This window comes from Rhodopila sp. (assembly GCF_965277825.1).
GTDB lineage: Bacteria > Pseudomonadota > Alphaproteobacteria > Acetobacterales > Acetobacteraceae > Rhodopila.
This window is the reverse complement of sequence record NZ_OZ255846.1, coordinates 120,110-139,538: the sequence shown is the minus strand read 5'-3', so window position 1 is coordinate 139,538 and position 19,429 is coordinate 120,110. Positions and strand designations below refer to the sequence as shown.

The following is a 19,429-nucleotide window of genomic DNA, read 5'->3' as shown; positions in this document are numbered from 1 at the left end:
TCATCCTTCCGCCGCGGACCGGGCTGCCCGCAAGGCCCGAACCAGATAATGCTTCCGGCGAAAAAATCGCTATCCTGACGCCGCCGCGGAACCTGCTAGAACGCACGCCCATGGATATTTGCCTGATCGTCCCGGGCCCGCTGGCAACGGTGTCCGGGGGCCACACCTACGATCGCCGCATGGCGGACGGTCTGCGTGCCTCGGGACACGATGTCCACGTCGTCGAACTCGATGGCCGCCTGCCCGACCCCGACCAGGCCGCGATCTATGCCGCCAGGACCGTGTGGTCGGGGTTGCCGGCCGACGCAGCGCGGCTGATCGATGGACTGGCGCTGCCGGCTTTCGCCGGCCTGCCGCTGCACCGGGTGACCGCGCTGATCCACCATCCCGCCTCGCTGGAGACCGGCCTGCCGGACGACACGGTGCGGCGACTGCGCGCCACCGAGGTGGAGATGTTCCGTGACATGCCGCGCTTCGTGGTGACGAGCCAGCAGACCGCCGAACGGCTGATCCAGGAGTTCGGGCCGCCGCCGGATCGCATCACCGCGGTCATTCCCGGCATCGATGACCTGCCTCGCTGCCCTGGTTCGGACGGGCCCGACTGCCAGATCCTGTCGGTCGGGGCGCTCATTCCGCGCAAGGGTCACGACGTATTATTGCGCGCGCTCAGCCGGTTGTTCGACCTCGACTGGCAACTGACCATCGCCGGATCCCCGGAGCGCGATCCGGTGCATGCAAACGGTCTGTCTGCCCTGGCCGAGCAGCTAAGGATTGCGCGTCGCGTGCGCTTCGTCGACGAGGCGACCGATGCGCTATGGATGGGAGCCGACCTGTTCGCCTTGACCTCGTATTTCGAGGGCTACGGCGTGGCGATCGCCGAGGCACTTCGACGCGGTCTGCCGGTCGCGGCGAGCAGCGTTGGAGCCGTGCCCACCATGGTACGACCCGAGGCCGGTGTGGTGTGCGCCCCCGGTGACGTCGAACAATTTTCCAAGGCGCTGCGCCGACTGATCTTCGACCAACCGTTACGGCGCGACATGGCGGAGGTCGCATGGCTCTCCGGGCGGACGCTGCCGTCCTGGAACGAACAGGCGGCCCACCTCGCGGCGATACTCGCCGGTTAGATCGACAGCGCCGATAACGACGCGTCATTGTGAGAGCAGCTGGGTACGATCCTGCGCGTCGACGCGCAACACAGGGAGACCGGACAATGCTGTTAGGTGCGATCGCTGACGATTTCACGGGTGCCACCGACCTGTGCTCGATGCTGGTACGCGGCGGCATGCGAACCGTGCAGTTGATCGGCGTTCCGGAACCGGAGCTGCCGACGCCCGACGCCGATGCCGTCGTCGTGGCGCTCAAGTCCCGCACCGCGCCGACTGCGCAGGCAGTGGAGGAGAGCCTTGCGGCGCTGCGCTGGCTGCAAGCAGCGGGTGCGCGCCAGTTCTTCTTCAAGTATTGCTCCACCTTCGACAGCACCGATCAGGGCAACATCGGTCCGGTCGCGGACGCGCTGATCGCCGCACTTGGCTGCGGTTTCGCATTGGCCTGCCCGGCGTTCCCGACCAACGCCCGCACGGTTTACCAGGGCCATCTGTTTGTCGGCGGCAGCCTGCTGAACGAGAGCGGCATGGAGCACCATCCGCTGACCCCGATGACCGACGCCAACCTGGTGCGCGTGCTATCGCGTCAGACCGAGGGCACGGTCGGCCTGGTCGCGTTCGCCGCGGTCGATCGGGGGGCGAACGCGATCCGCGATGCGATGACGCAATTGAAGGAGCGCGGGCGTCGCTACGCCATCGTCGATGCGATCACCGACGCGCATCTGGCGGCGATCGGCGAGGCCGCGGCGAACCACGCGCTGATCACCGGCGGTTCTGGCGTGGCGATGGCGTTGCCGGAAAACTTCCGTCGCGCCGGACTGCTTTCGCGGACGACCGATCCGGGTGTCCTGCCACCGATCGAGGGTGCCTGCGCGGTCATCGCCGGATCGTGCTCACGAACAACCCTGGCGCAGCTTGGTTACGCGCGTTCCCATCTGCCGACGTTCGAACTGGATGCATTGGCGACGCCGGACGCGGCGGCCTTGAGCGAGGCAGCCCTGGCATGGGCAGCCGACAAGATCGGCCACAAGCCGGTGGTCATCGCGGCCTCCGCGCCGCCTGACAAAGTGGCGGCGCTGCAGTCTCGCCTCGGCCGCGACCAGGCCGGCGCATTGATCGAGAACGCGGTCGCCAAAATCGCCGAGGGCCTGCTCGTTCGGGGGGTGCGCAAGTTCGTTGTGGCGGGCGGCGAGACCTCTGGCGCGGTCGTGCGGCGGCTTGGCGTGCGAAGCATGCGCATCGGGACGGAAATCGATCCGGGTGTGCCCTGGACATTCGCCGAAGCCGGCAAGACGGCGACCGGCGGCAGTGGACCTGGCCTGATGCTGGCGCTGAAGTCGGGGAATTTCGGCGCGTCCGATTTCTTCTTGAAAGCATTCCGCGTGCTGGAAGCCTGATCGCATGCCGACCAATGAACAGGACATGCGTGGTCTGCTCTGCGAACTCGCCGGCAGTCTGTTTGCGCGCGGTTTCTCTGTCGGCAGCGCCGGCAACATCAGCGTGCGCCTGTCGGATGGCTACCTGATGACACAGACGAATTCGAGTCTAGGAAGACTCGATCCTGGCCGTCTGTCAAAGCTGGATCCCGCGTTCAAGCATGTCGCGGGCGACAAGCCGTCGAAGGAAGTGTTCATGCACCGCGCATTCTACCAGGCACGCGACGACGCGGGCGCGGTGGTGCATCTGCATTCGACGCAGGCTACGGCAGTCTCGTGCCTGCCGGACGTGGATCAATCGAACCCGATGCTTCCGTTGACACCCTATTTTGTCATGCGGGTGGGCCGGCGCATGCCGATCATCCCATACTACCGGCCCGGCGACCCCGCGATGGAGCCGGCGATCAACGCGGCGGCACGCGATGCTCGCGCCGTCCTGCTGGCCAATCACGGACCGGTGGTTTCCGGCAAGACATTGACCGATGCGGTCTACGCCGCCGAGGAACTCGAGGAGGCCGCGAAGCTGTTCCTGCTGCTGCGGGGGCAATCGCCGCGTATGTTGACGGAGCCGCAGGTGGACGATCTGCTGACGACGTTCGGGTAGCGCATGATTGCAAGCTTGGACGGAACGTTCAGGCCGCCTTGCCTGGCTGCGAGGTCGAGGCGCCGCAGTCTCAAACCAGCAAAGAAAAAGGCGCCATTGGCGCCTCTTTCCTCCAAGATCGTCGCGTGGATTACTCCTTGGATTCACTCGCCGCGAACGGGGTCGCGAACGGCGCGGGGGTTGACGCGGGCATCACCTTCGAGCCCTTCCTGGGCGCCATCTTCTTGGTCACCACCTTTTTCGGCGTGGCCTTGGCAGCGGCCTTCTTCAAGACCGTCTTCGGGGCAGCCTTGGCAGTTGCCTTCTTCGGCGCGGCCTTCTTCGCAGCAGCCTTCTTGGCGGCGGTCTTTTTCGGAGCAGCCTTGGCAGCAGCCTTTTTCGGCGCCGTCTTGGCGGCGGACTTTTTCACCGCTGCCTTCTTCGGTGCGGCCTTTGCGACAGCCTTCTTCGGCGCGGTCTTGGCGGCAGCCTTTCTCGGAGCGGTCTTGGCAGCGGATTTCTTCGCCGCGGCCGTCTTTGCCGCCGGCTTTTTCACCGCTGCCTTCTTGGTCGCGGCCTTCATCGCCATCGCCTTGGCGCCCGTCGCTTTGGCGCGTCGGGCCTCAATCGTCGTATCGTCAGTCACTTGCACTCTCCTTGCTAAACGTGCCGTCTCTGTTCGTGCGCTTTGGACGAAGCCGTTGTTCGGGACGCATGGTTATGTAGGCGCTGGTGAATTTTGTTTCATCGGCAAACCGGCTGACGCGTGTGCCACACCGGCAACCATCCCGAGGCTTACTTGAGTCTTCTTCGGCTTTCCAAGGTCGCGGCCCATCGACCGTCCTTCTGTTAAACGTCCCCGCGCATCGAAAAGCAGCACAGCATGCGAATCGATTCGCGAACACGGATTCCGCTATTCATCGCGCAGGCCACACATGTCAACGAAAAGCAACATGTCGCCGGTAAATTTATGAAAAAAGTTTTCGTGCGTAGCGTTTCAGGGACGAATGGAAAAAGTTAACCGCCGCGACAGCACTGTCGCGGCGGTTCCGAACGACACGATAAAACTTCGGATCAGCCGCGCTGATCGATCGGCACGAATTTCAGATTCTCGGGTCCGGTGTAGTTCGCGGTGGGACGGATCAGCTTGTTGTCGATGCGCTGTTCCATCACGTGCGCGGCCCATCCCGACGTACGCGAGATGACGAACAGCGGGGTGAACATCGACATTGGCACACCCATCATGTGGTAGCTGATGGCGGAGAACCAATCGAGGTTTGCGAACATCTTCTTGGCGTCCCACATCGTTGCCTCGATGCGGTCGGCGATTTCGAACATCTTCATTGAGCCGGCTTGCTGTGACAGCCTGCGGGCGACTTCCTTGATCACCTTATTTCTTGGATCGGCGATCGTGTAGACGGCGTGGCCGAAGCCGATCACCACCTGCTTGGCCTCGATGCGCTTGCGGATATCGGCTTCGGCTTCGTCCGGCGATGCGTAGCGGTTCTGCGTCTCGAAGGAGACTTCGTTGGCGCCGCCGTGTTTCGGTCCGCGCAGCGCGCCGATGCCGGCGACGATGGCGGAGTACATGTCGGCGCCGGTGCCGGCGACGACGCGGCAGGTGAAGGTCGATGCGTTGAACTCGTGTTCGGCATAAAGGATCAGCGAGGTGTGCATGGCGCGCACCATCATCTCAGGCGGCGGCTTGCCGTGCAGCAGATGCAGGAAATGGCCGCCAATGGAGTCGTCGTCGGTTTCGACCTCGATGCGCCGGCCGTTATGGGCGTAATGGAACCAGTACAGCAGCATCGATCCGAGACAGGCCATCAAGCGGTCGGCGATGTCGCGTGCGCCGGGCGGATTTTGATCGTCCTTCTCGGGCAGCGCGCAGCCCAGTGCGGAGACGCCGGTGCGCATAACGTCCATCGGGTGGGACGCGGCGGGCAATGCTTCGAGTGCGTGTTTCACCGCCATCGGCAAACCGCGGTAGGCGCGCAACTTTGCCTTGTAGGTGGCGAGTTCGGCGTGCGTCGGCAGTCCGCCGTGGACCAATAGATAGGCGATCTCCTCGAACTCGCAGGCGTCGGCGACGTCGAGGATGTCGTAACCGCGATAGTGCAGGTCGTTGCCGGAGCGTCCGACGGTGCATAATGCGGTGTTGCCGGCGTTGACGCCGGACAGGCCGACGCCTTTCTTGGCGCGGTTGGGCAGGGAAGTGGTCTCGCTCATGCGTTCCTCCTTCAGAGAATACCAGGCTTGCCGACGACCAACGTGCCCGTGGGCAGGGCCACGTTCAAGCGGTGCAGATCACCCGCGGGCATCCGGGGCAGTTCCTGCGCCGCTTCCAGGAAGCGGTTCGATTCGCGCGCGGTGATGATGCCGTCGGTCAGGATCTGGAACTTCCGGATATAGTCATCGCGGCCAAACGGCTTGGCACCAAGCGGGTGAGCGTTGGCCACCGCCATCTCGTCTTCCAGTTTGCTGCCGTCGCGCAGGAAGATCTCGACGCGGCCACCGAATGACAGCTCGTTCGGATCGGTCGCGCGATAGCGGCGGGTCCATTCCGCGTCTTCCGTCGTTTCAATCTTGTGCCACAACCGCACGGTGTCCGCTCGGGCCGCGCGTTTCGGCGCATAGCTGTCGACGTGGTGCCATCCACCGTCCTGCAGGGCGACGGCAAAGATATACATGATCGAATGGTCCAAAGTCTCGCGGGTCGCCTTCGGGTCCATCTTCTGCGGATCGTTGGCGCCGGTGCCGATCACGTTGTGGGTGTGGTGGCTGGTGTGGATGACGATCTTCTCGATGTCATCGAGCTTGCCGATCTGCCCGCGCATGCGGAACGCGAGGTCGATCAGCGCCTGCGATTGATACTCGGCGCTGTGCTCCTTGGTATAGCTGTCGAGGATCGCGCGCTTCGCCTCACCCGGTGCCGGCAGCGGCACCACGTAATGCGCCTGCGGACCATCCAGCATCCAGGCCAGCACACTGTCCTCGCCTTCGTAGATCGGGCTTGGCGCGCCCTCGCCGCGCATCACCCGATCCACCGCCTCGATCGCCAGTTTGCCGGAATGTGCCGGCGCATAGGCCTTCCAGGAACTGATCTCGCCCTTGCGCGACTGGCGCGTGGTGAAGCTGACATGCACCGCCTGCTGCACCGCCTGATAGATGATGTCCTGCTTCAGTCCCAGCAGCGTCCCGATGCCGGCCGCCTGTGCCGGGCACAGATGGGCAATGTGATCGATCTTGTGCTCGTGCAGGCAGACCGCGCGCACCAGGTCGATCTGGATCTCGTATCCCGTGGCGATGCCGCGGACCAGCTCGCGGCCGGATTTCTCCGTGCTCTGCGCCACCGCGAGGATGGGCGGAATGTTGTCGCCGGGATGGGAGTAATCGGCGGCGAGGAAGGTGTCGTGCATATCGAGCTCGCGCACCGCCACGCCATTGGCCCAGGCGGCCCATTCGGGGCTGACGCGCTTGCTTACCGGGACACCGAACACCGATGCGCCATTCCGGTTCGGCCGCGCCAGTGCCATGTCGCGCGCCGAGACGATGCTGCGGCGGTTGGCCGAGGCGATCGCCACCGAGGCATTGTCGATGACCCGGTTGACGATCATTGCCGCCACGTCCTTGGGTACCGCGACCCTGTCGGCGGCAACGCCGGCGATCTTCCACGCGAGCTGGTCGTCACGTTTCAGGCCCGCCTTCGATGGGCTGACCCTCACGTCGTAGTCGATCATGGTGTTCCTCCTCCAAGCCTGGCCTGCGAGCCAGGCCATCCTCGTGCTTGGTAGTGTCGCCAAAGCGGCACGGCAAGCGTGGGCGATTGCGCCACCGGCCGATCGTGGCATCGTGGCGGAATCATCCGAAGGAGGGTTTCGTTGTCCCGCATCATTACCGTCGCGGCCGCCCAGTTGGGGCCGATCCAGCAAGCCGAACCGCGGTCGGTCGCCGTCGCGCGCATGGTTCGGCTGCTGGAACGGGCGCATCAACGTGGCGTCGAGCTGATCGTGTTTCCGGAACTGGCATTGACCACGTTCTTCCCACGCCACTATCACGAGGACATCGCCGAAGCCGATGGCTGGTTCGAGACGGCGATGCCATCGAACGAGACGGCGCCGCTGTTCGATGCGGCGCGCCGTTATGGCATCGGCTTTCACCTCGGCTATGCCGAGATCGCGCACGAAGCGAACGAGACCGGCACCTTGCGCAAGCGGCGCTTCAATACCTCGATCCTGGTCGGGCCGTCGGGCGACGTACTGCTGAAATATCGAAAGGTCCATCTGCCTGGACATGCCGAGTACGATCCGAAGCGGGTCGTGCAACACCTGGAGAAGCGTTACTTCGAGGTCGGCAACCTGGGCTTCCCGGTGATCCGCGCACCGATGGGCAGCCAGGAGGGGATCAACATGGGCATGATGATCTGCAACGACCGCCGCTGGCCCGAGGCATGGCGGGTGCTCGGTCTGCAAAGCGTCGAATTGGTCGCGCTGGGCTACAACACCCCAAGCCTGAACATGGATGCCGCGGGCTTCGAGGCGCATCACCTGCGGGTATTCCACTCGCATCTATCGATCCAGGCCGGGTGCTACCAGAACGCGTGCTTCGCGGTCGCCACCGCCAAGGCGGGCGTGGAGGACGGCTGCGAATTGTTCGGACATTCGATCATCGTCAACCCGCAGGGTGAAATCATCGCCATGGCCACCAGTTGGGACGACGAACTGATCACCGCCGACTGCGACCTGGATATGTGTACGCTGGGCCGCACGACGATCTTCGCCTTCGACAAGCACCGCCGCCCTGAAGCCTATGGGCGCATCACCGGCCAGGTCGGTGCGACGGCGCCATCGGTGTGGAACGAGCCGGCGGCTCGCCGATGACCGCGGACCTTCATATGGATACTGCCGCGGCCCGGTATCGAGATTGACCATCATTGAAGGCGGGATTGTCATGCAGGGCGCCACGTCATGCGGCTGACCGACGCTCTGGAACCATGGCACGATTTCTACACGCTGGCGGGCACCGCGTCCGCCACCATGGTCGGCTTGCTGTTTGTTGCCGCCTCGGTCGCCTCCGGCGTGTTCACCACGGATCGTCCGGCGCCGTTGCGGGTGTTCCTGTCGGCCAGCGTATTTAACTTCAGCAGCGTGCTCGTTGCCTGCCTGGTGCTGCTATCACCGCTGCAAAGTTGGCTCCTGCTCGGCGCGGCGATCATGGCGTGCGGAATGGTCGGCCTGGCTCATTGCGGCCTGTCGTGGCGCGATTCGATGCGCAGCGACTTGCTCGCCAAGATCGATCTGGAAGATCGGACCTGGTACTTGGTGATGCCGATCATCGGATACCTGCTGGAGACAGCATCAGGCGCCAGCCTGATGCTGCGGTCGGGCCAGGGATGCACTGCGCTGGCAGTGGCGGTCGGGCTGTTGCTGATCGTCGGCATCCATAATTCCTGGGACATCACGGTGTGGACCGTGACGCGGCGCTCAGGGTCATGATTCGTTGCTTGGCGACCGAGCAGAGACCCGGCGGCGTCACAACGCACCTGCACAAAGACCTTGCAATCTGGGAACCTCTGGCCGATATAGCACTGGTGTTTCCGTGATTGCGTGATTAACGGGCGTGGTTCTCCTCGGCCGAAGTTCCGGAAAATTTCATCCGAAAACCATTCGTCCCCATTTAATCGCGCGGGGCGACGAACTTTCAGGCGCTTATTGGTCCACACATCGTGGCGAGCGCTGGAGCATAACCACGTCTTGACCCAAGCTAGCTTCACGGCCCTCGGCCTGTCCGAGCCGCTTCTGCGCGCCCTTGAAACGCGCAAGTTCCAAGCGCCAACGCCGATCCAGGCTGATTCGATCCCGCCGCTGCTGGCGAGCAAGGATTTGCTTGGTATCGCCCAAACCGGCAGCGGCAAGACCGCTGCCTTCACCCTGCCGATCCTGCAGCATCTGGCGGCCCAGCAGATCCGTCCGGCGCCATTCGTTGCCCGCGCCCTGATCCTGGCTCCGACGCGCGAACTGGCACTGCAGATCGACGAAACCGTCCGCGCGCTGGCCATCAATTTGCGTCTGCGCACCGCCGTCATCATCGGCGGAGCCAGCCGCTTCAAGCAGGTCGAGGCCATGCGTCGTGGCGCCGACATTGTCATCGGCACGCCGGGACGGGTGTGCGACCTGATGCAGACCCGTGAGCTGCAGCTTGGGGCCGTCACCCACTTCGTGCTGGACGAGGCCGACCGGATGCTCGACCTCGGCTTCATCAAGGACATCCGCCGGATCGTCGCCGCACTGCCGCCGCGCCGCCAATCCTGCCTGTTTTCGGCCACGATGCCGGCCGAGGTGAGCAGCCTGGCGAACAGCCTGCTGCGTGAGCCGATCCGGGTGGAAATCGCCCGCCGGGAGGAGACCACGCCGAAGATCGACCAGTTCGTCCATCACCTGGCGCAGAGCGGCAAGCAGTCTTTGCTGCTTTCGATGCTGCGGGATGATGCTTTCAACCGGGTCATCGTGTTTACCCGGACCAAGCACGGTGCCAACAAGGTGGCCGGGGTGCTGGAAAATGCCGGCATCCAGGTCAACGCCATCCATGGCAACAAGAGCCAGCCGCAGCGTGAAAAGGCCCTGCGAGAGTTCCGCATCGGCCGCGCTCGGGTTCTGGTGGCGACCGACATTGCCGCCCGCGGGATCGATGTGACCGGGATCTCCCACGTCATCAACTTCGACCTGCCGGCGGAGCCCGAAAGCTACGTCCACCGCATCGGCCGCACCGCGCGCGCCGGAGCCGCCGGGGTGGCGATCTCGTTCTGCGATCCGTCGGAGCGTGGCATCCTGCGTCAGATCGAGCGCCAGATGAACGTTTCGATCGCGGTGGTCGGCGACGCGCCAGCGCCGATGACGCACCAGCCAAAGCGGCCTGCTCCCGGCCAGGCGCAGCGTCGTCGCTACAACGACCGCGGCAACCGGGGCATGCGCTCCGCCGCATGATCTGTGGCGACCGTTGCGGCGCGATTCGCGCGGAATGACCATCCTCTACATCGACGGCGACGCCTGCCCGGTCCGCGACGAAGTCTATCGCGTCGCGGACCGCCTGGGCCTGAAGGTCTTCGTGGTGGCCAACGGTTCCCGTCCAATCCGCCCCACCGGGCGGCCCAACGTCAGCATGATCACGGTCGAGGCAGGAGCAGACGTCGCCGACGACTGGATCGCCGACCGCGTGACCAAGGCGGATGTCTGCATCACCAGCGATATCCCCCTGGCGTCGCGCTGTCTGGCCAAAGGCGGCCGGGCGCTGGCACCAAACGCCAAGGTCTGGACACACGACAACATAGGCAATGCCCTGGCTGGCCGCGAGGTCGGCCGATATCTGCGCGAAATGGGGGTCGCGACCGGGGGGCCGGCCACGCTTACCAAGCAGCACCGCTCGCGCTTCCTCAGCGAGCTCGATACACTGGTCCGCGCGGCGCAGCGAGGCTGAAGCATGACCGACAAGGTGCTTGGCGTATTGGGCGGCATGGGTCCCCTGGCCAGCGCCCATTTCATGCTGCGGCTGACCCTGCTGACCCCGGCTGAGCGGGATCAAGACCACATCCCCACCGTGCTCTGGTCGGACCCGCGCGTTCCGGATCGAACCGCCGCGAGCCTGGGGACGGGATCGGATCCGCTGCCCTGGCTACTGCGCGGCATCAACGGCCTGAAAGCCGCCGGCTGCGGTGCGATCGCCATACCATGCAACACCGCGCATGGCTGGTTCGACCCGATGATCCGCGCCGTCGAGATGCCGATCCTGCACATCGTGGACGCCGCCGCCGCCGAGCTCCGGCGCATCGGCGTCAGGCGCGGTCGTATCGGTCTGATGGGCACAGCCGCGACGCTTGCCATGCGGCTTTATCAGGATCGCCTGGAAGCCGAGGGCTGGCAGGTCGTCGAACCCGAACCCGACCAAATGGGTCGCCTGGTGACTCCGGCGATCGCATCGGTCAAGGCAAACCGGGTCGCGGAAGCCTACGCACCGTTGGCCGAGGTGGTGAACAGCCTCGCCGCGCGAGGTGCGACGGCGGTGGTACTGGGCTGCACCGAAATTCCGCTTGGCATTCAGGCCGGCCCCGCCGATGCACTTCAGGTCCCGGTGGTCGACACGATCGACGCACTCGCCCGCGCCTCGATCGCCTGGGCGCTCGGTTAACAGACCGGCGAGTCTGGTCGCATGACCCACCATTCGGATGCCAAGTATCGGATGCCAACATGAACCCGTCCTGGTTTCCCACCACCCTGCCGCCCGATATCTGGCTACGGAACGTTCAGGTCCCGGCCGCGGTGCTTGCCGGCGTGCCGGAACCTGCGGACGTCGAGGGGCTGGTTCGGCTTGACCTGCGCATAACCGCTGGCCGCATCGCGGCCATTGCCGGCGCCGGAACCGCGCCCGGCGGCATCGACCTGGACCGAGGCCAGGTCTGGCCGTGCTTCGTCGATGGGCATGTGCATCTGGACAAGACGCAGACCTGGCCGCGGCAACCCAATCCGGACGGCACCCATGCCGGTGCCAGGAGCGCGGTGACCGCTGACCGCCGCGGATACTATAGCGAAAGCGACATCGAGCCGCGCTTCGACTTCGGCCTGCGCTGCGCGCTGTCGCACGGCACCGCCGCGATCCGCACCCATCTGGACAGCTATTGGCCGGATGCTCGCGCGCATTGGGCGGTGTTCCGCCGCCTGCGCGAGGCGTGGGCCGGACGCATCGACCTGCAAGCGGTGTCGATCTGTCCGCTGGAGCGATTCGCCGGCGACGATGGTGTGGCCCTGGCCGATGAGGTCGCTGATTCCCAAGGCATTCTTGGAATGACCACCACCGGCGAGGACGGTCGCGCGTCATCGCCGGAATTTCAGGCCTCGCTGGACCGCTTCTTCTTGCTGGCCGAACAACGCGGACTGTCACTCGACCTGCATCTGGACGAGACCGGCGACGCGTCGTCGCGGGCCCTGGATGCTGTCGCCCGCACCGCTGTGCGGCGGGGCTTCAAGGCACCGATCCAGGTCGGCCATGTCTGCTCCTTGTCGGTCCAGACAGAGGCAGAGGCTCGGGCTACGATCGGATTGTGCGCCGATGCCGGCCTGCATGTGATCAACCTGCCGATGTGCAATATGTATCTGCAAGGCCGGCAAGCCGACCGCACGCCGCGCTGGCGCGGCATCACCATGGTGCACGAATTCGGTTCCGCCGGGGTACCGGTGTCGTTTGCCTCCGACAATTGCCGTGATCCGTTTTATGCCTACGGCGATTACGACATGATGGAGGTTTATCGCGAAGCGGTGCGCATCGCGCAACTCGATCATCCGTTCGGGTCGTGGGCCGCCTCGGTGACCGCCACGCCCGCTGCGTCTTGTCGCTTCACCGACCGAGGACGTATCGCGGTCGGCGCGCCGGCCGATCTGGTGCTGTTCCGAGCGCGGTCGATGACCGAACTGCTGGCGCGGCCGCAATCGGACCGGGCAATCCTGCGCGCGGGCAAGCCGCTGAACGTTTCACTTCCGGACTTTCGGGAGCTCGACCAGGCATTGGCCGTGGCATGATCTGGCTCGGTCCATTGCGCACAACGGCAACAAGAACTTACGGCCGGCGCAACCATCGCCCGATCACTGACCCAGCGGCCGGTCGCGGCTTCACGGCGGGCGTCGCCAAAGGTGTGGGCGGTGGATTGCGGGCCAGAAACTCCATCGCCGTCGGCGGGGGCGGCGGTGGTTGGTATTCGGCTTCGGGCCCCGGTTCAGGCGCCGGTCGATCCGGGTGACAGAATTCATCGGCGCGCCAGCACACTTCGAACCAGGACGCGGAGTGGATATTGGCGACGCCTTTGTAGGGCGCGAAGTGATCGACGTAACCCTTGATCAGGTCGGACTCGAGTGGCTCGATCGACCCGGCCGGATGGTCGTCGTCGGCTTCCACGACCCAAAGCAGGGAGTTCGGACCCAGTTGGCGCAGCGTCTGCAGCAATGGCTGGATTTCCTCGCGCCGCGTCTTGCCCTGCGACTTCCAGACCCAAATCTTGTGCCCCGTCGCCAGGTCCTCCAGCAGGCGCCGACGAAGAAAGCCTAGAACCTTCGCCGCCCGTTCGATCCGCACCTCGGGGTCAAGCTGGCCCTCTTGCGTGCCGGAATGACACAACAAGCCAAACGCAGAATCGTGCACGATCAGTTCACGCTGGCCCGGTGCACCCTCTGGAGACACGGTGATCGTGCCGGGTGCACCAAGCCCCTCAAACCTGCTGTGCAACGCCGCCACCAGCTTTTCCAGACGAAATTCCGATGCAACATGGAAACCGTTGAATCGTAGAAGACCGGCCGATGCGACCCCGGCCTGTTGCTGGACCAGGCCAAATTCACAGTTGTCGCCGAGGCTTTCGAAACCCGCCATCAACTCCCTGACGGGGCGGCTGCTGATGCTGCGTGTGGCGATGGCCACGCTATCCGCGGTTGTCGCCACGGCGGCTGCGCGATGGGCGAGGCGGGTGGAAAGCACCTTCAGCCGCTGTTCGACCAGATCGAGATCGATTTCCCACTGTCCGGGACTGGAGGGTTCGGCGACGGTCTCAAACATGTCGCCCCAGTAATCAACCTGCGCCGCCTGAGCGAGACGATTGAACGATGCATTCTGATGGTGCCGCGGCATCCATTCCCAGAGCAGCGTGCCGGGGCGGCAGAACAGTACGTCGGTCAGCCCGTGGCCCAGTGGGCCGATGATCGCGTCGGCGTGGCGGAACAGGTTGATGCGTTCAGCGGTCGACAGGCGCGTACGCTCGACGATGGTGACGCCGCGCCTGCGCAACAGATCGATCACATTGCCTTCGTTGCGGATCGATCCATAATATGGATTGACCTCATCGATGTAGAGCACCTTGTCATCCGATGCGAGGCACGGCATGGCTTTGGCAAGCCGTTTCGCGGTCTCCAGCCCGCTCATGCAGATCGCGAAACTGGTGGCCCCGATCAGAAAGTCCGAATACTCGACACGCGGCAGATGGTAGCGGGTGTTCGCTTCCGGCGTCAGCCGAGGGATGCGGTCCAGACCCAAGGCAGCGAGAGTTTCTTCCTGCCAGGGTGCCAGTCTCGGCAGGATCAGACGTACACCGCGTGCTCGTTTTCGCCGCAACGACCAGTCGATCGCCGGAAGACACTGGGTCAGCCAGTGCTGATAACCCAGGTGCGCGTTGTTGTAGCCAAAGATAAGATCCTCGTCGTCCGGCAGCGAGGTCAGTGCAAGGTTTCCGGAAAGCTGCCGGGCCGCACCCGCCGGCTCGAAATATACCGTCTCGGCGATCGCCTGACCGTCCTTGAACAGGATGAGTGAGTCTGTATCCAAGACGACGTTTTCGAGAGTATGGCTCCGCACCGCGGTGGTGGCGCCGAGCGCATAGAAATTGAGGCTGACCGGATGCCGCGTGAGCGCCTCGCCCAGAGCGATCTCAGACCGGCCGTGGAACAGGCAGGTTGGTTCGAAAACCTCGGCTTTGGCCGCCGCAGCTTCCAGCGATTGACGGGTCTGTTCGGACGTTCCGGTGCCTGACATTGCAGCCTTGGATAGCGCCACCCGGTCGGATCTTCTAGCGGTCCAGCTTCAACACCTCGCCAGCCAAATAGAGGCTGCCGCAGATCAGCACGCGGGCAGGTCTAGCAGTGCGCGGTATCGCATGCAGAGCATCCTCGACCCGGGGTCCGCTCCGAGCGGCACCCCCGGATGCCGCGATTATGGCCTCGACGGATAAGGCGGCGTGCTGATCCGGTTCGCGGACTGCCCAGACCGTGTCTGCCGCCGGTATCAGCGGGCGAAGGAATTCGGTTGAATCCTTCGCCTGTTTCATACCGACGACCAGATGCACTGGACGATCGGCCCAGCCATGAAGGTGTTCGGCCAGCACGGCACCGGCGCCGGGATTGTGACCACCGTCGAGCCAGAGCTCCCAGTCGGATGGCAGTAGCCTGGCGAGACGTCCGTGCAGGCGTTGCAGGCGGGCGGCCCATTCGGCGTGTGCCAGACCCGCGGCTTCGTGCGGCACGGCGGCGATACGCAAGGCGGCAATCGCTATGCCGGCATTGTCGCGCTGAAACAGGCCCGGCAATGAAGGTGCCGGTGCTTCGAAGCTGCCCGAGCCGTCGACATAGCGAAAACCGTTTACGGTCGGGGCCAGATCCCAGTCTCGGCCGCGCAGTTTGACCGGCACCCGGAGCGCGGCGGCGTGATCCAGCAGGACGCGCCGGACCTCCGGTGGTTGCGAGCCGATCGCCACCGCAGTGCCCGGCTTCATGATACCGGCCTTCTCAGCCGCGATGATCTCGACCGAGGGGCCAAGCAGTTCGCGATGATCGAGCGAGATCGAGGTGATCGCGCAGGCCGCCGGGGCGTCGATCACGTTGGTGGCGTCGCCGCGCCCGCCAAGGCCGACTTCAAGCACGCACAGATCGGCCGGCGTGGCGGCGAACAGGTCGAAGGCGGCGGCGGTGATGACCTCGAACACGGTGATCGGGGCGGCATCGTTGATGCGTTCGATGCGCTGCATCGCGGCGAGCAGTTCATCGTCCCCGACCAGCGCGCCGGCAACGCGGATGCGTTCGTTGAAGCGCATCAGGTGGGGCGATGTATAGACGTGGACGCGAAGCCCGGCGGCCTCGGCCATCGCCCGGATGAAGGCGCAGGTACTGCCTTTGCCGTTGGTGCCGGCGACATGGATCACCGGGGGCAGGCGCCGTTCCGGATGGTCGAGCCGAACGAGCAGGCCGCGGAGCCGGTCGAGGCTGAGGTCGATCAGCCTGGGATGCAGGCGCTCGAGGCGCGCCGCGATCTGCTCGATTGCGTCGGTCACGCGGCGGCCAGGTCCTCCCTTTGGGTCAACAGCCCGATGATCCGGCCAAGCGTCGTGCGCATGTCGGTGCGCTTCACCACCATGTCGATGATGCCATGCTCCAGCAGGTATTCCGCGCGCTGGAAGCCGTCGGGGAGTTTTTCGCGCACGGTCTGCTCGATCACGCGGGCACCGGCGAAACCGATCAAGGCGCCGGGTTCGGCGATCTGGATATCGCCAAGCATGGCGAAGGACGCGGTGACGCCGCCGGTGGTGGGATCAGTCAGGACGACGATGAACGGCAGGCCGGCGTCCTTGACCAGTCGGGTGGCGATGACGGTGCGCGGCATCTGCATCAGGCTGATCGCGCCTTCCTGCATCCGCGCGCCGCCCGAGGCGGTGAACACGATCAGCGCTGATTGCTGAAGCACGGCCAGGCGGGCGGCCGCGACGATGGCGTCACCGACCGCGGCGCCCATGGACCCGGCGATGAAGTCGAAGTCCATCACCGCGACCACGGCTTTGTGACCCTCGATCATGCCGTGGGCGACGGTGATGGCATCGTCGGTATGGCTCTTGTCGCGGGCCTCCTTCAGGCGATCGGGGTAACGCTTGGTATCGCGGAAGCGCAGCGGGTCGGCGACCGGCTTGGGCAATTCGATGCTGGTGAAGGCGTTCTCGTCAAAGGTCCAGTTCAGCCGTTCGGTGGAGGAGGCGCGCATGTGGTGGCCGCAATGCGGACACACCTTCAGATTGGCCGCGAGGTCGCGATGGAAGATCATCTGCTGGCAGGCGGGACACTGGTGCCACAGGTTTTCGGGCACCGAAGACCGGGTGAACAGCGTACGAATCTTGGGTCGGACGTATTCGGTGAGCCAGCTCATACGGGCGTCGATAGCTCCGGATCGAGGATCCGGCAAGCCTGCGTCACCGGGGCTTCACATGCGCCGGACGCGGGAGGTCTGATACCTTGTCCTAGCCTCGTTCACGGAGATGCGTCATGGCTCGGCATTATCGAAACATCGGCCTGCAAAACCCAGACGGGTCCGGGCGCGGCGAAAAGCGACATGTCGAGGCAACGGTGTCGAGGCTGTTTCCGGATCGGGCATCGCACGACGGCGCCGAACACCAGCATCTCTGGATCGACGATTTACAGGCATTGGACGATGGCGCGGATTACTCAGGCAACGTGTTTGTGGCCATCCGAGTGACCGATGGCGGCATCGGCACCGATATCCCTTTCGAGGTGGGCAAGCCGGTCGAATTGCAAGGGCTGTTCATACCAGCGGATCAGGCCGAACCGGGACAGGATAACGAGGGTCTTCCGGTGCTGCACTTTACCCACCGGCCGATGGGGTTTGTCCGATACGACGGTGAGCAATACGAATAGGACGAACGGGTCCGATCCCGGGTCACTCAATCCCGGCGCCGGACCGCCGCCGCCAGGGCACGGACCTGGTCCAGCACTCTTTCCACCGCGCCGGGACGCGCCTTGCCGTCAGTGTCGAGATCGGCCGACAAGGCCTCGATCAGAGCCGAGGCCACAACCGCCGCATCGGCGATGCGAGATGCGGTGCCGGCCTGTTCCGGCGTTCGCACGCCGAACCCGATCGCGATCGGTAGATCGGTCACTCGCCTGAGACGCGGGATCGCCGCTTGCAGATGTTCGGTGGTGGCGCTGCGGGTGCCGGTGATGCCGGTGATGGCGACGTAATAGACGAAACCGGAACTATCGGTCAGCACATGCGGCAAGCGCTGATCGTCAGTGGTCGGTGCGACCAGGCGGATAAAATCCAGCCCGTTGGCGTTGCTGTGCGGCAGCAACACATCGGCCTCCTCGGTCGGCAGATCGACGATGATCAACCCATCCACGCCGCTGGCCGCCGCATCGACGCAGAAACGCCGCGGATCGTACGACAGGATCGGGTTCAGATACCCCATCAGCACGACCGGGGTTGCCGCATCGGTCAGCCGAAAATCGCGCACCATCGCCAATACGTCGGCCAGCTTCACCCCGGCTGCGAGGCCTCTTTTTCCAGCCGCCTGGACGATCGGACCGTCGGCCATCGGGTCGGTGAACGGCATGCCGATTTCGATCAGGTCGGCGCCCGCGTCCGGCATCCCGCGCAACAACGCCATCGAGGTTGCCTGGTCGGGGTCCCAGGCCTCCAGGAACGGGATCAACGCGCCGCGGCCCTGGCGTTTGAGGTCGGCGAACCGGGCGGCGATGCGACTCACGGCCGCGCTCTTCTCACAGCTTCACACCAAGATGCTCCGCGACGGCGAAGATATCCTTGTCGCCGCGGCCGCAGAGATTCATCAGGATGATTTTGTCCGGATCCAGTGTCGGTGCCAGCTTGATCACGTGAGCCAGTGCGTGCGCCGGTTCCAGCGCGGGGATGATCCCCTCGGTCCGGGTGCAGAGCTGGAATGCGCTGAGCGCTTCCTGATCGGTGGCGGAGACATACTCGACACGGCCGATATCGTGCAGCCAGGCATGTTCGGGCCCGATGCCCGGGTAATCGAGGCCGGCACTGATGCTGTGGGCCTCGATGATCTGTCCGTCGTCGTCCTGTAGCAGATAGGTGCGGTTGCCGTGCAGCACGCCGGGGCGTCCGCCGGTCAGGCTGGCTGCGTGCTGGCCGGTGTCGACGCCATGACCACCGGCCTCGACGCCGATCAGGCGGACCGTCGTGTCGTCGAGGAACGGGTGAAACAGCCCCATGGCGTTAGACCCACCGCCGATGCACGCCACCGCGGCGTCGGGCAACCGGCCCTCGGCCTGCTGCAGTTGCGCCTTCGCCTCCTCGCCGATCACCGACTGGAAGTCGCGCACCATCATCGGATAGGGGTGCGGCCCGGCGACGGTGCCGATGAGATAGTAGGTGTCGGCGACGTTGGCCACCCAATCGCGCATCGCCTCGTTCATGGCGTCCTTCAGCGTGCCGGCGCCGGAGGTAACCGGTTTCACCTCGGCGCCCAGCAGCTTCATGCGGAAGACGTTCGGCGATTGGCGCTCGACGTCGGTGGCGCCCATGTAGATGGTGCAGGGCAGTCCGAACAACGCACACATCGTGGCGGTAGCAACGCCGTGCTGGCCGGCGCCGGTCTCGGCGATGATGCGGGTTTTCCCCATCCGCCGGGCCAACAGGATCTGACCCATGCAGTTATTGGCCTTGTGGCTGCCGGTGTGGTTCAGTTCATCGCGCTTGAAGTAGATCTTTGCGCCGCCGAGCTGCCTGGTCAGCCGTTCGGCATACCAAAGCGGGCTTGGCCGGCCGACATAGTGTTCCAGGTGATGCTTCAGGTCAGTGTCAAAGGCGGGGTCGGCTTTGGCCTGGTTATAGGCGCGCTCGACCTCCAGGATCAGTGGCATCAAGGTTTCGGCGACGAAGCGGCCGCCGAATTCGCCGAACCGGCCCCGTTCGTTCGGGCCGGTTCGCAGGCTGTTGACGCCGGGTGGAGTGTTCAAAGACTC

The 19,429-nt window shown here is 64.7% G+C and carries 18 protein-coding genes; 10 read left to right on the top strand and 8 right to left on the bottom strand.

Going from position 1 to position 19,429, the window contains the following annotated elements; translation table 11 throughout:
• Positions 1-110 precede the first annotated feature (110 nt).
• The 3 genes from ACQY4T_RS01190 to ACQY4T_RS01180 all read left to right on the top strand — a co-directional run bounded on the left by ACQY4T_RS01190 (position 111) and on the right by ACQY4T_RS01180 (position 3,143).
• On the top strand, positions 111-1,124 hold the full coding sequence (locus ACQY4T_RS01190) for a glycosyltransferase family 4 protein (protein ID WP_428536509.1): 1,014 nt from the start codon (positions 111-113) through the stop codon (positions 1,122-1,124).
• An 86-nt stretch (positions 1,125-1,210) separates the two neighbouring features.
• Complete coding sequence (otnK, locus tag ACQY4T_RS01185; protein ID WP_428536507.1) at positions 1,211-2,500, top strand: 3-oxo-tetronate kinase; 1,290 nt, start codon at positions 1,211-1,213, stop codon at positions 2,498-2,500.
• Positions 2,501-2,504: 4 nt separating this feature from the next.
• Positions 2,505-3,143 (top strand): aldolase, encoded by a 639-nt coding sequence (locus ACQY4T_RS01180; RefSeq protein WP_428536505.1) that lies wholly within the window; start codon positions 2,505-2,507, stop codon positions 3,141-3,143.
• Positions 3,144-3,273: 130 nt separating this feature from the next.
• On the opposite strand, the gene ACQY4T_RS01175 is transcribed toward ACQY4T_RS01180, so the two are convergent.
• From ACQY4T_RS01175 to ACQY4T_RS01165, 3 genes are all read right to left on the bottom strand, one after another.
• Entirely contained in the window at positions 3,274-3,768 is a 495-nt protein-coding gene (locus ACQY4T_RS01175; RefSeq protein WP_428536503.1) for a hypothetical protein, read from the bottom strand.
• A gap of 428 nt (positions 3,769-4,196) precedes the next feature.
• Positions 4,197-5,351 (bottom strand): bifunctional 2-methylcitrate synthase/citrate synthase, encoded by a 1,155-nt coding sequence (gene prpC / locus ACQY4T_RS01170; RefSeq protein ID WP_428536501.1) that lies wholly within the window; start codon positions 5,349-5,351, stop codon positions 4,197-4,199.
• Positions 5,352-5,362: 11 nt separating this feature from the next.
• Positions 5,363-6,862 carry an MmgE/PrpD family protein gene (locus ACQY4T_RS01165; protein ID WP_428536499.1) on the bottom strand — a complete coding sequence of 500 codons (1,500 nt, stop codon included), beginning with the start codon at positions 6,860-6,862 and terminating at the stop codon, positions 5,363-5,365.
• 141 nt (positions 6,863-7,003) lie between these two features.
• Here ACQY4T_RS01165 and ACQY4T_RS01160 point away from each other — a divergent pair, with 141 nt between their 5' ends.
• The 6 genes from ACQY4T_RS01160 to ACQY4T_RS01135 all read left to right on the top strand — a co-directional run bounded on the left by ACQY4T_RS01160 (position 7,004) and on the right by ACQY4T_RS01135 (position 12,688).
• A complete protein-coding gene (locus ACQY4T_RS01160) occupies positions 7,004-8,002 on the top strand; it encodes an N-carbamoyl-D-amino-acid hydrolase (protein ID WP_428536497.1) in 999 nt (332 codons plus the stop codon).
• 87 nt (positions 8,003-8,089) lie between these two features.
• Positions 8,090-8,617: a hypothetical protein gene (locus ACQY4T_RS01155; RefSeq protein ID WP_428536495.1), complete on the top strand. Its 528-nt coding sequence runs from the start codon at positions 8,090-8,092 to the stop codon at positions 8,615-8,617.
• 258 nt (positions 8,618-8,875) lie between these two features.
• Entirely contained in the window at positions 8,876-10,105 is a 1,230-nt protein-coding gene (locus ACQY4T_RS01150; RefSeq protein ID WP_428536493.1) for a DEAD/DEAH box helicase, read from the top strand.
• A gap of 34 nt (positions 10,106-10,139) precedes the next feature.
• Complete coding sequence (locus ACQY4T_RS01145) at positions 10,140-10,595, top strand: YaiI/YqxD family protein (RefSeq protein ID WP_428536491.1); 456 nt, start codon at positions 10,140-10,142, stop codon at positions 10,593-10,595.
• A 3-nt stretch (positions 10,596-10,598) separates the two neighbouring features.
• Positions 10,599-11,303, top strand: coding sequence for an aspartate/glutamate racemase family protein (locus tag ACQY4T_RS01140; protein WP_428536489.1), 705 nt, complete (start codon positions 10,599-10,601; stop codon positions 11,301-11,303).
• A gap of 59 nt (positions 11,304-11,362) precedes the next feature.
• Positions 11,363-12,688 (top strand): cytosine deaminase, encoded by a 1,326-nt coding sequence (locus ACQY4T_RS01135; RefSeq protein ID WP_428536487.1) that lies wholly within the window; start codon positions 11,363-11,365, stop codon positions 12,686-12,688.
• Positions 12,689-12,725: 37 nt separating this feature from the next.
• Here the strand turns inward: ACQY4T_RS01135 and ACQY4T_RS01130 are convergent, their stop codons facing one another.
• Genes ACQY4T_RS01130 through accD form a run of 3 tightly spaced genes read right to left on the bottom strand, consistent with a single transcriptional unit; the run spans position 12,726 to position 16,835 of the window.
• On the bottom strand, positions 12,726-14,702 hold the full coding sequence (locus tag ACQY4T_RS01130; protein ID WP_428536485.1) for a glycosyltransferase family 61 protein: 1,977 nt from the start codon (positions 14,700-14,702) through the stop codon (positions 12,726-12,728).
• 13 nt (positions 14,703-14,715) lie between these two features.
• Complete coding sequence (locus tag ACQY4T_RS01125; protein ID WP_428536483.1) at positions 14,716-15,972, bottom strand: bifunctional folylpolyglutamate synthase/dihydrofolate synthase; 1,257 nt, start codon at positions 15,970-15,972, stop codon at positions 14,716-14,718.
• On the bottom strand, positions 15,969-16,835 hold the full coding sequence (gene accD, locus ACQY4T_RS01120; RefSeq protein ID WP_428536481.1) for an acetyl-CoA carboxylase, carboxyltransferase subunit beta: 867 nt from the start codon (positions 16,833-16,835) through the stop codon (positions 15,969-15,971). Before accD ends, ACQY4T_RS01125 begins: the two co-directional genes overlap by 4 nt.
• A gap of 116 nt (positions 16,836-16,951) precedes the next feature.
• On the opposite strand from accD, the gene ACQY4T_RS01115 reads away from it, so the two are divergent.
• Positions 16,952-17,341: a hypothetical protein gene (locus ACQY4T_RS01115; protein WP_428536479.1), complete on the top strand. Its 390-nt coding sequence runs from the start codon at positions 16,952-16,954 to the stop codon at positions 17,339-17,341.
• A 26-nt stretch (positions 17,342-17,367) separates the two neighbouring features.
• Here the strand turns inward: ACQY4T_RS01115 and trpA are convergent, their stop codons facing one another.
• The gene (gene trpA, locus ACQY4T_RS01110) at positions 17,368-18,189 is read right to left on the bottom strand and encodes a tryptophan synthase subunit alpha (protein ID WP_428536477.1); all 822 of its coding nucleotides are present in this window, start codon (positions 18,187-18,189) and stop codon (positions 17,368-17,370) included.
• 13 nt (positions 18,190-18,202) lie between these two features.
• The gene (gene trpB, locus ACQY4T_RS01105) at positions 18,203-19,423 is read right to left on the bottom strand and encodes a tryptophan synthase subunit beta (RefSeq protein WP_428536475.1); all 1,221 of its coding nucleotides are present in this window, start codon (positions 19,421-19,423) and stop codon (positions 18,203-18,205) included.
• Positions 19,424-19,429 lie beyond the last annotated feature (6 nt).

Bases quoted from the DNA above. Each gene is read 5' to 3' on its own strand.
- prpC (WP_428536501.1), bottom strand. From the start codon at position 5,351: ATGAGCGAGACCACTTCCCTGCCCAACCGCGCCAAGAAAGGCGTCGGC.
- ACQY4T_RS01165 (WP_428536499.1), bottom strand. From the start codon at position 6,862: ATGATCGACTACGACGTGAGGGTCAGCCCATCGAAGGCGGGCCTGAAA.
- ACQY4T_RS01180 (WP_428536505.1), top strand. From the start codon at position 2,505: ATGCCGACCAATGAACAGGACATGCGTGGTCTGCTCTGCGAACTCGCC.
- ACQY4T_RS01145 (WP_428536491.1), top strand. From the start codon at position 10,140: ATGACCATCCTCTACATCGACGGCGACGCCTGCCCGGTCCGCGACGAA.
- ACQY4T_RS01155 (WP_428536495.1), top strand. From the start codon at position 8,090: ATGCGGCTGACCGACGCTCTGGAACCATGGCACGATTTCTACACGCTG.
- ACQY4T_RS01190 (WP_428536509.1), top strand. From the start codon at position 111: ATGGATATTTGCCTGATCGTCCCGGGCCCGCTGGCAACGGTGTCCGGG.
- ACQY4T_RS01135 (WP_428536487.1), top strand. From the start codon at position 11,363: ATGAACCCGTCCTGGTTTCCCACCACCCTGCCGCCCGATATCTGGCTA.
- otnK (WP_428536507.1), top strand. From the start codon at position 1,211: ATGCTGTTAGGTGCGATCGCTGACGATTTCACGGGTGCCACCGACCTG.
- ACQY4T_RS01140 (WP_428536489.1), top strand. From the start codon at position 10,599: ATGACCGACAAGGTGCTTGGCGTATTGGGCGGCATGGGTCCCCTGGCC.
- ACQY4T_RS01115 (WP_428536479.1), top strand. From the start codon at position 16,952: ATGGCTCGGCATTATCGAAACATCGGCCTGCAAAACCCAGACGGGTCC.
- accD (WP_428536481.1), bottom strand. From the start codon at position 16,835: ATGAGCTGGCTCACCGAATACGTCCGACCCAAGATTCGTACGCTGTTC.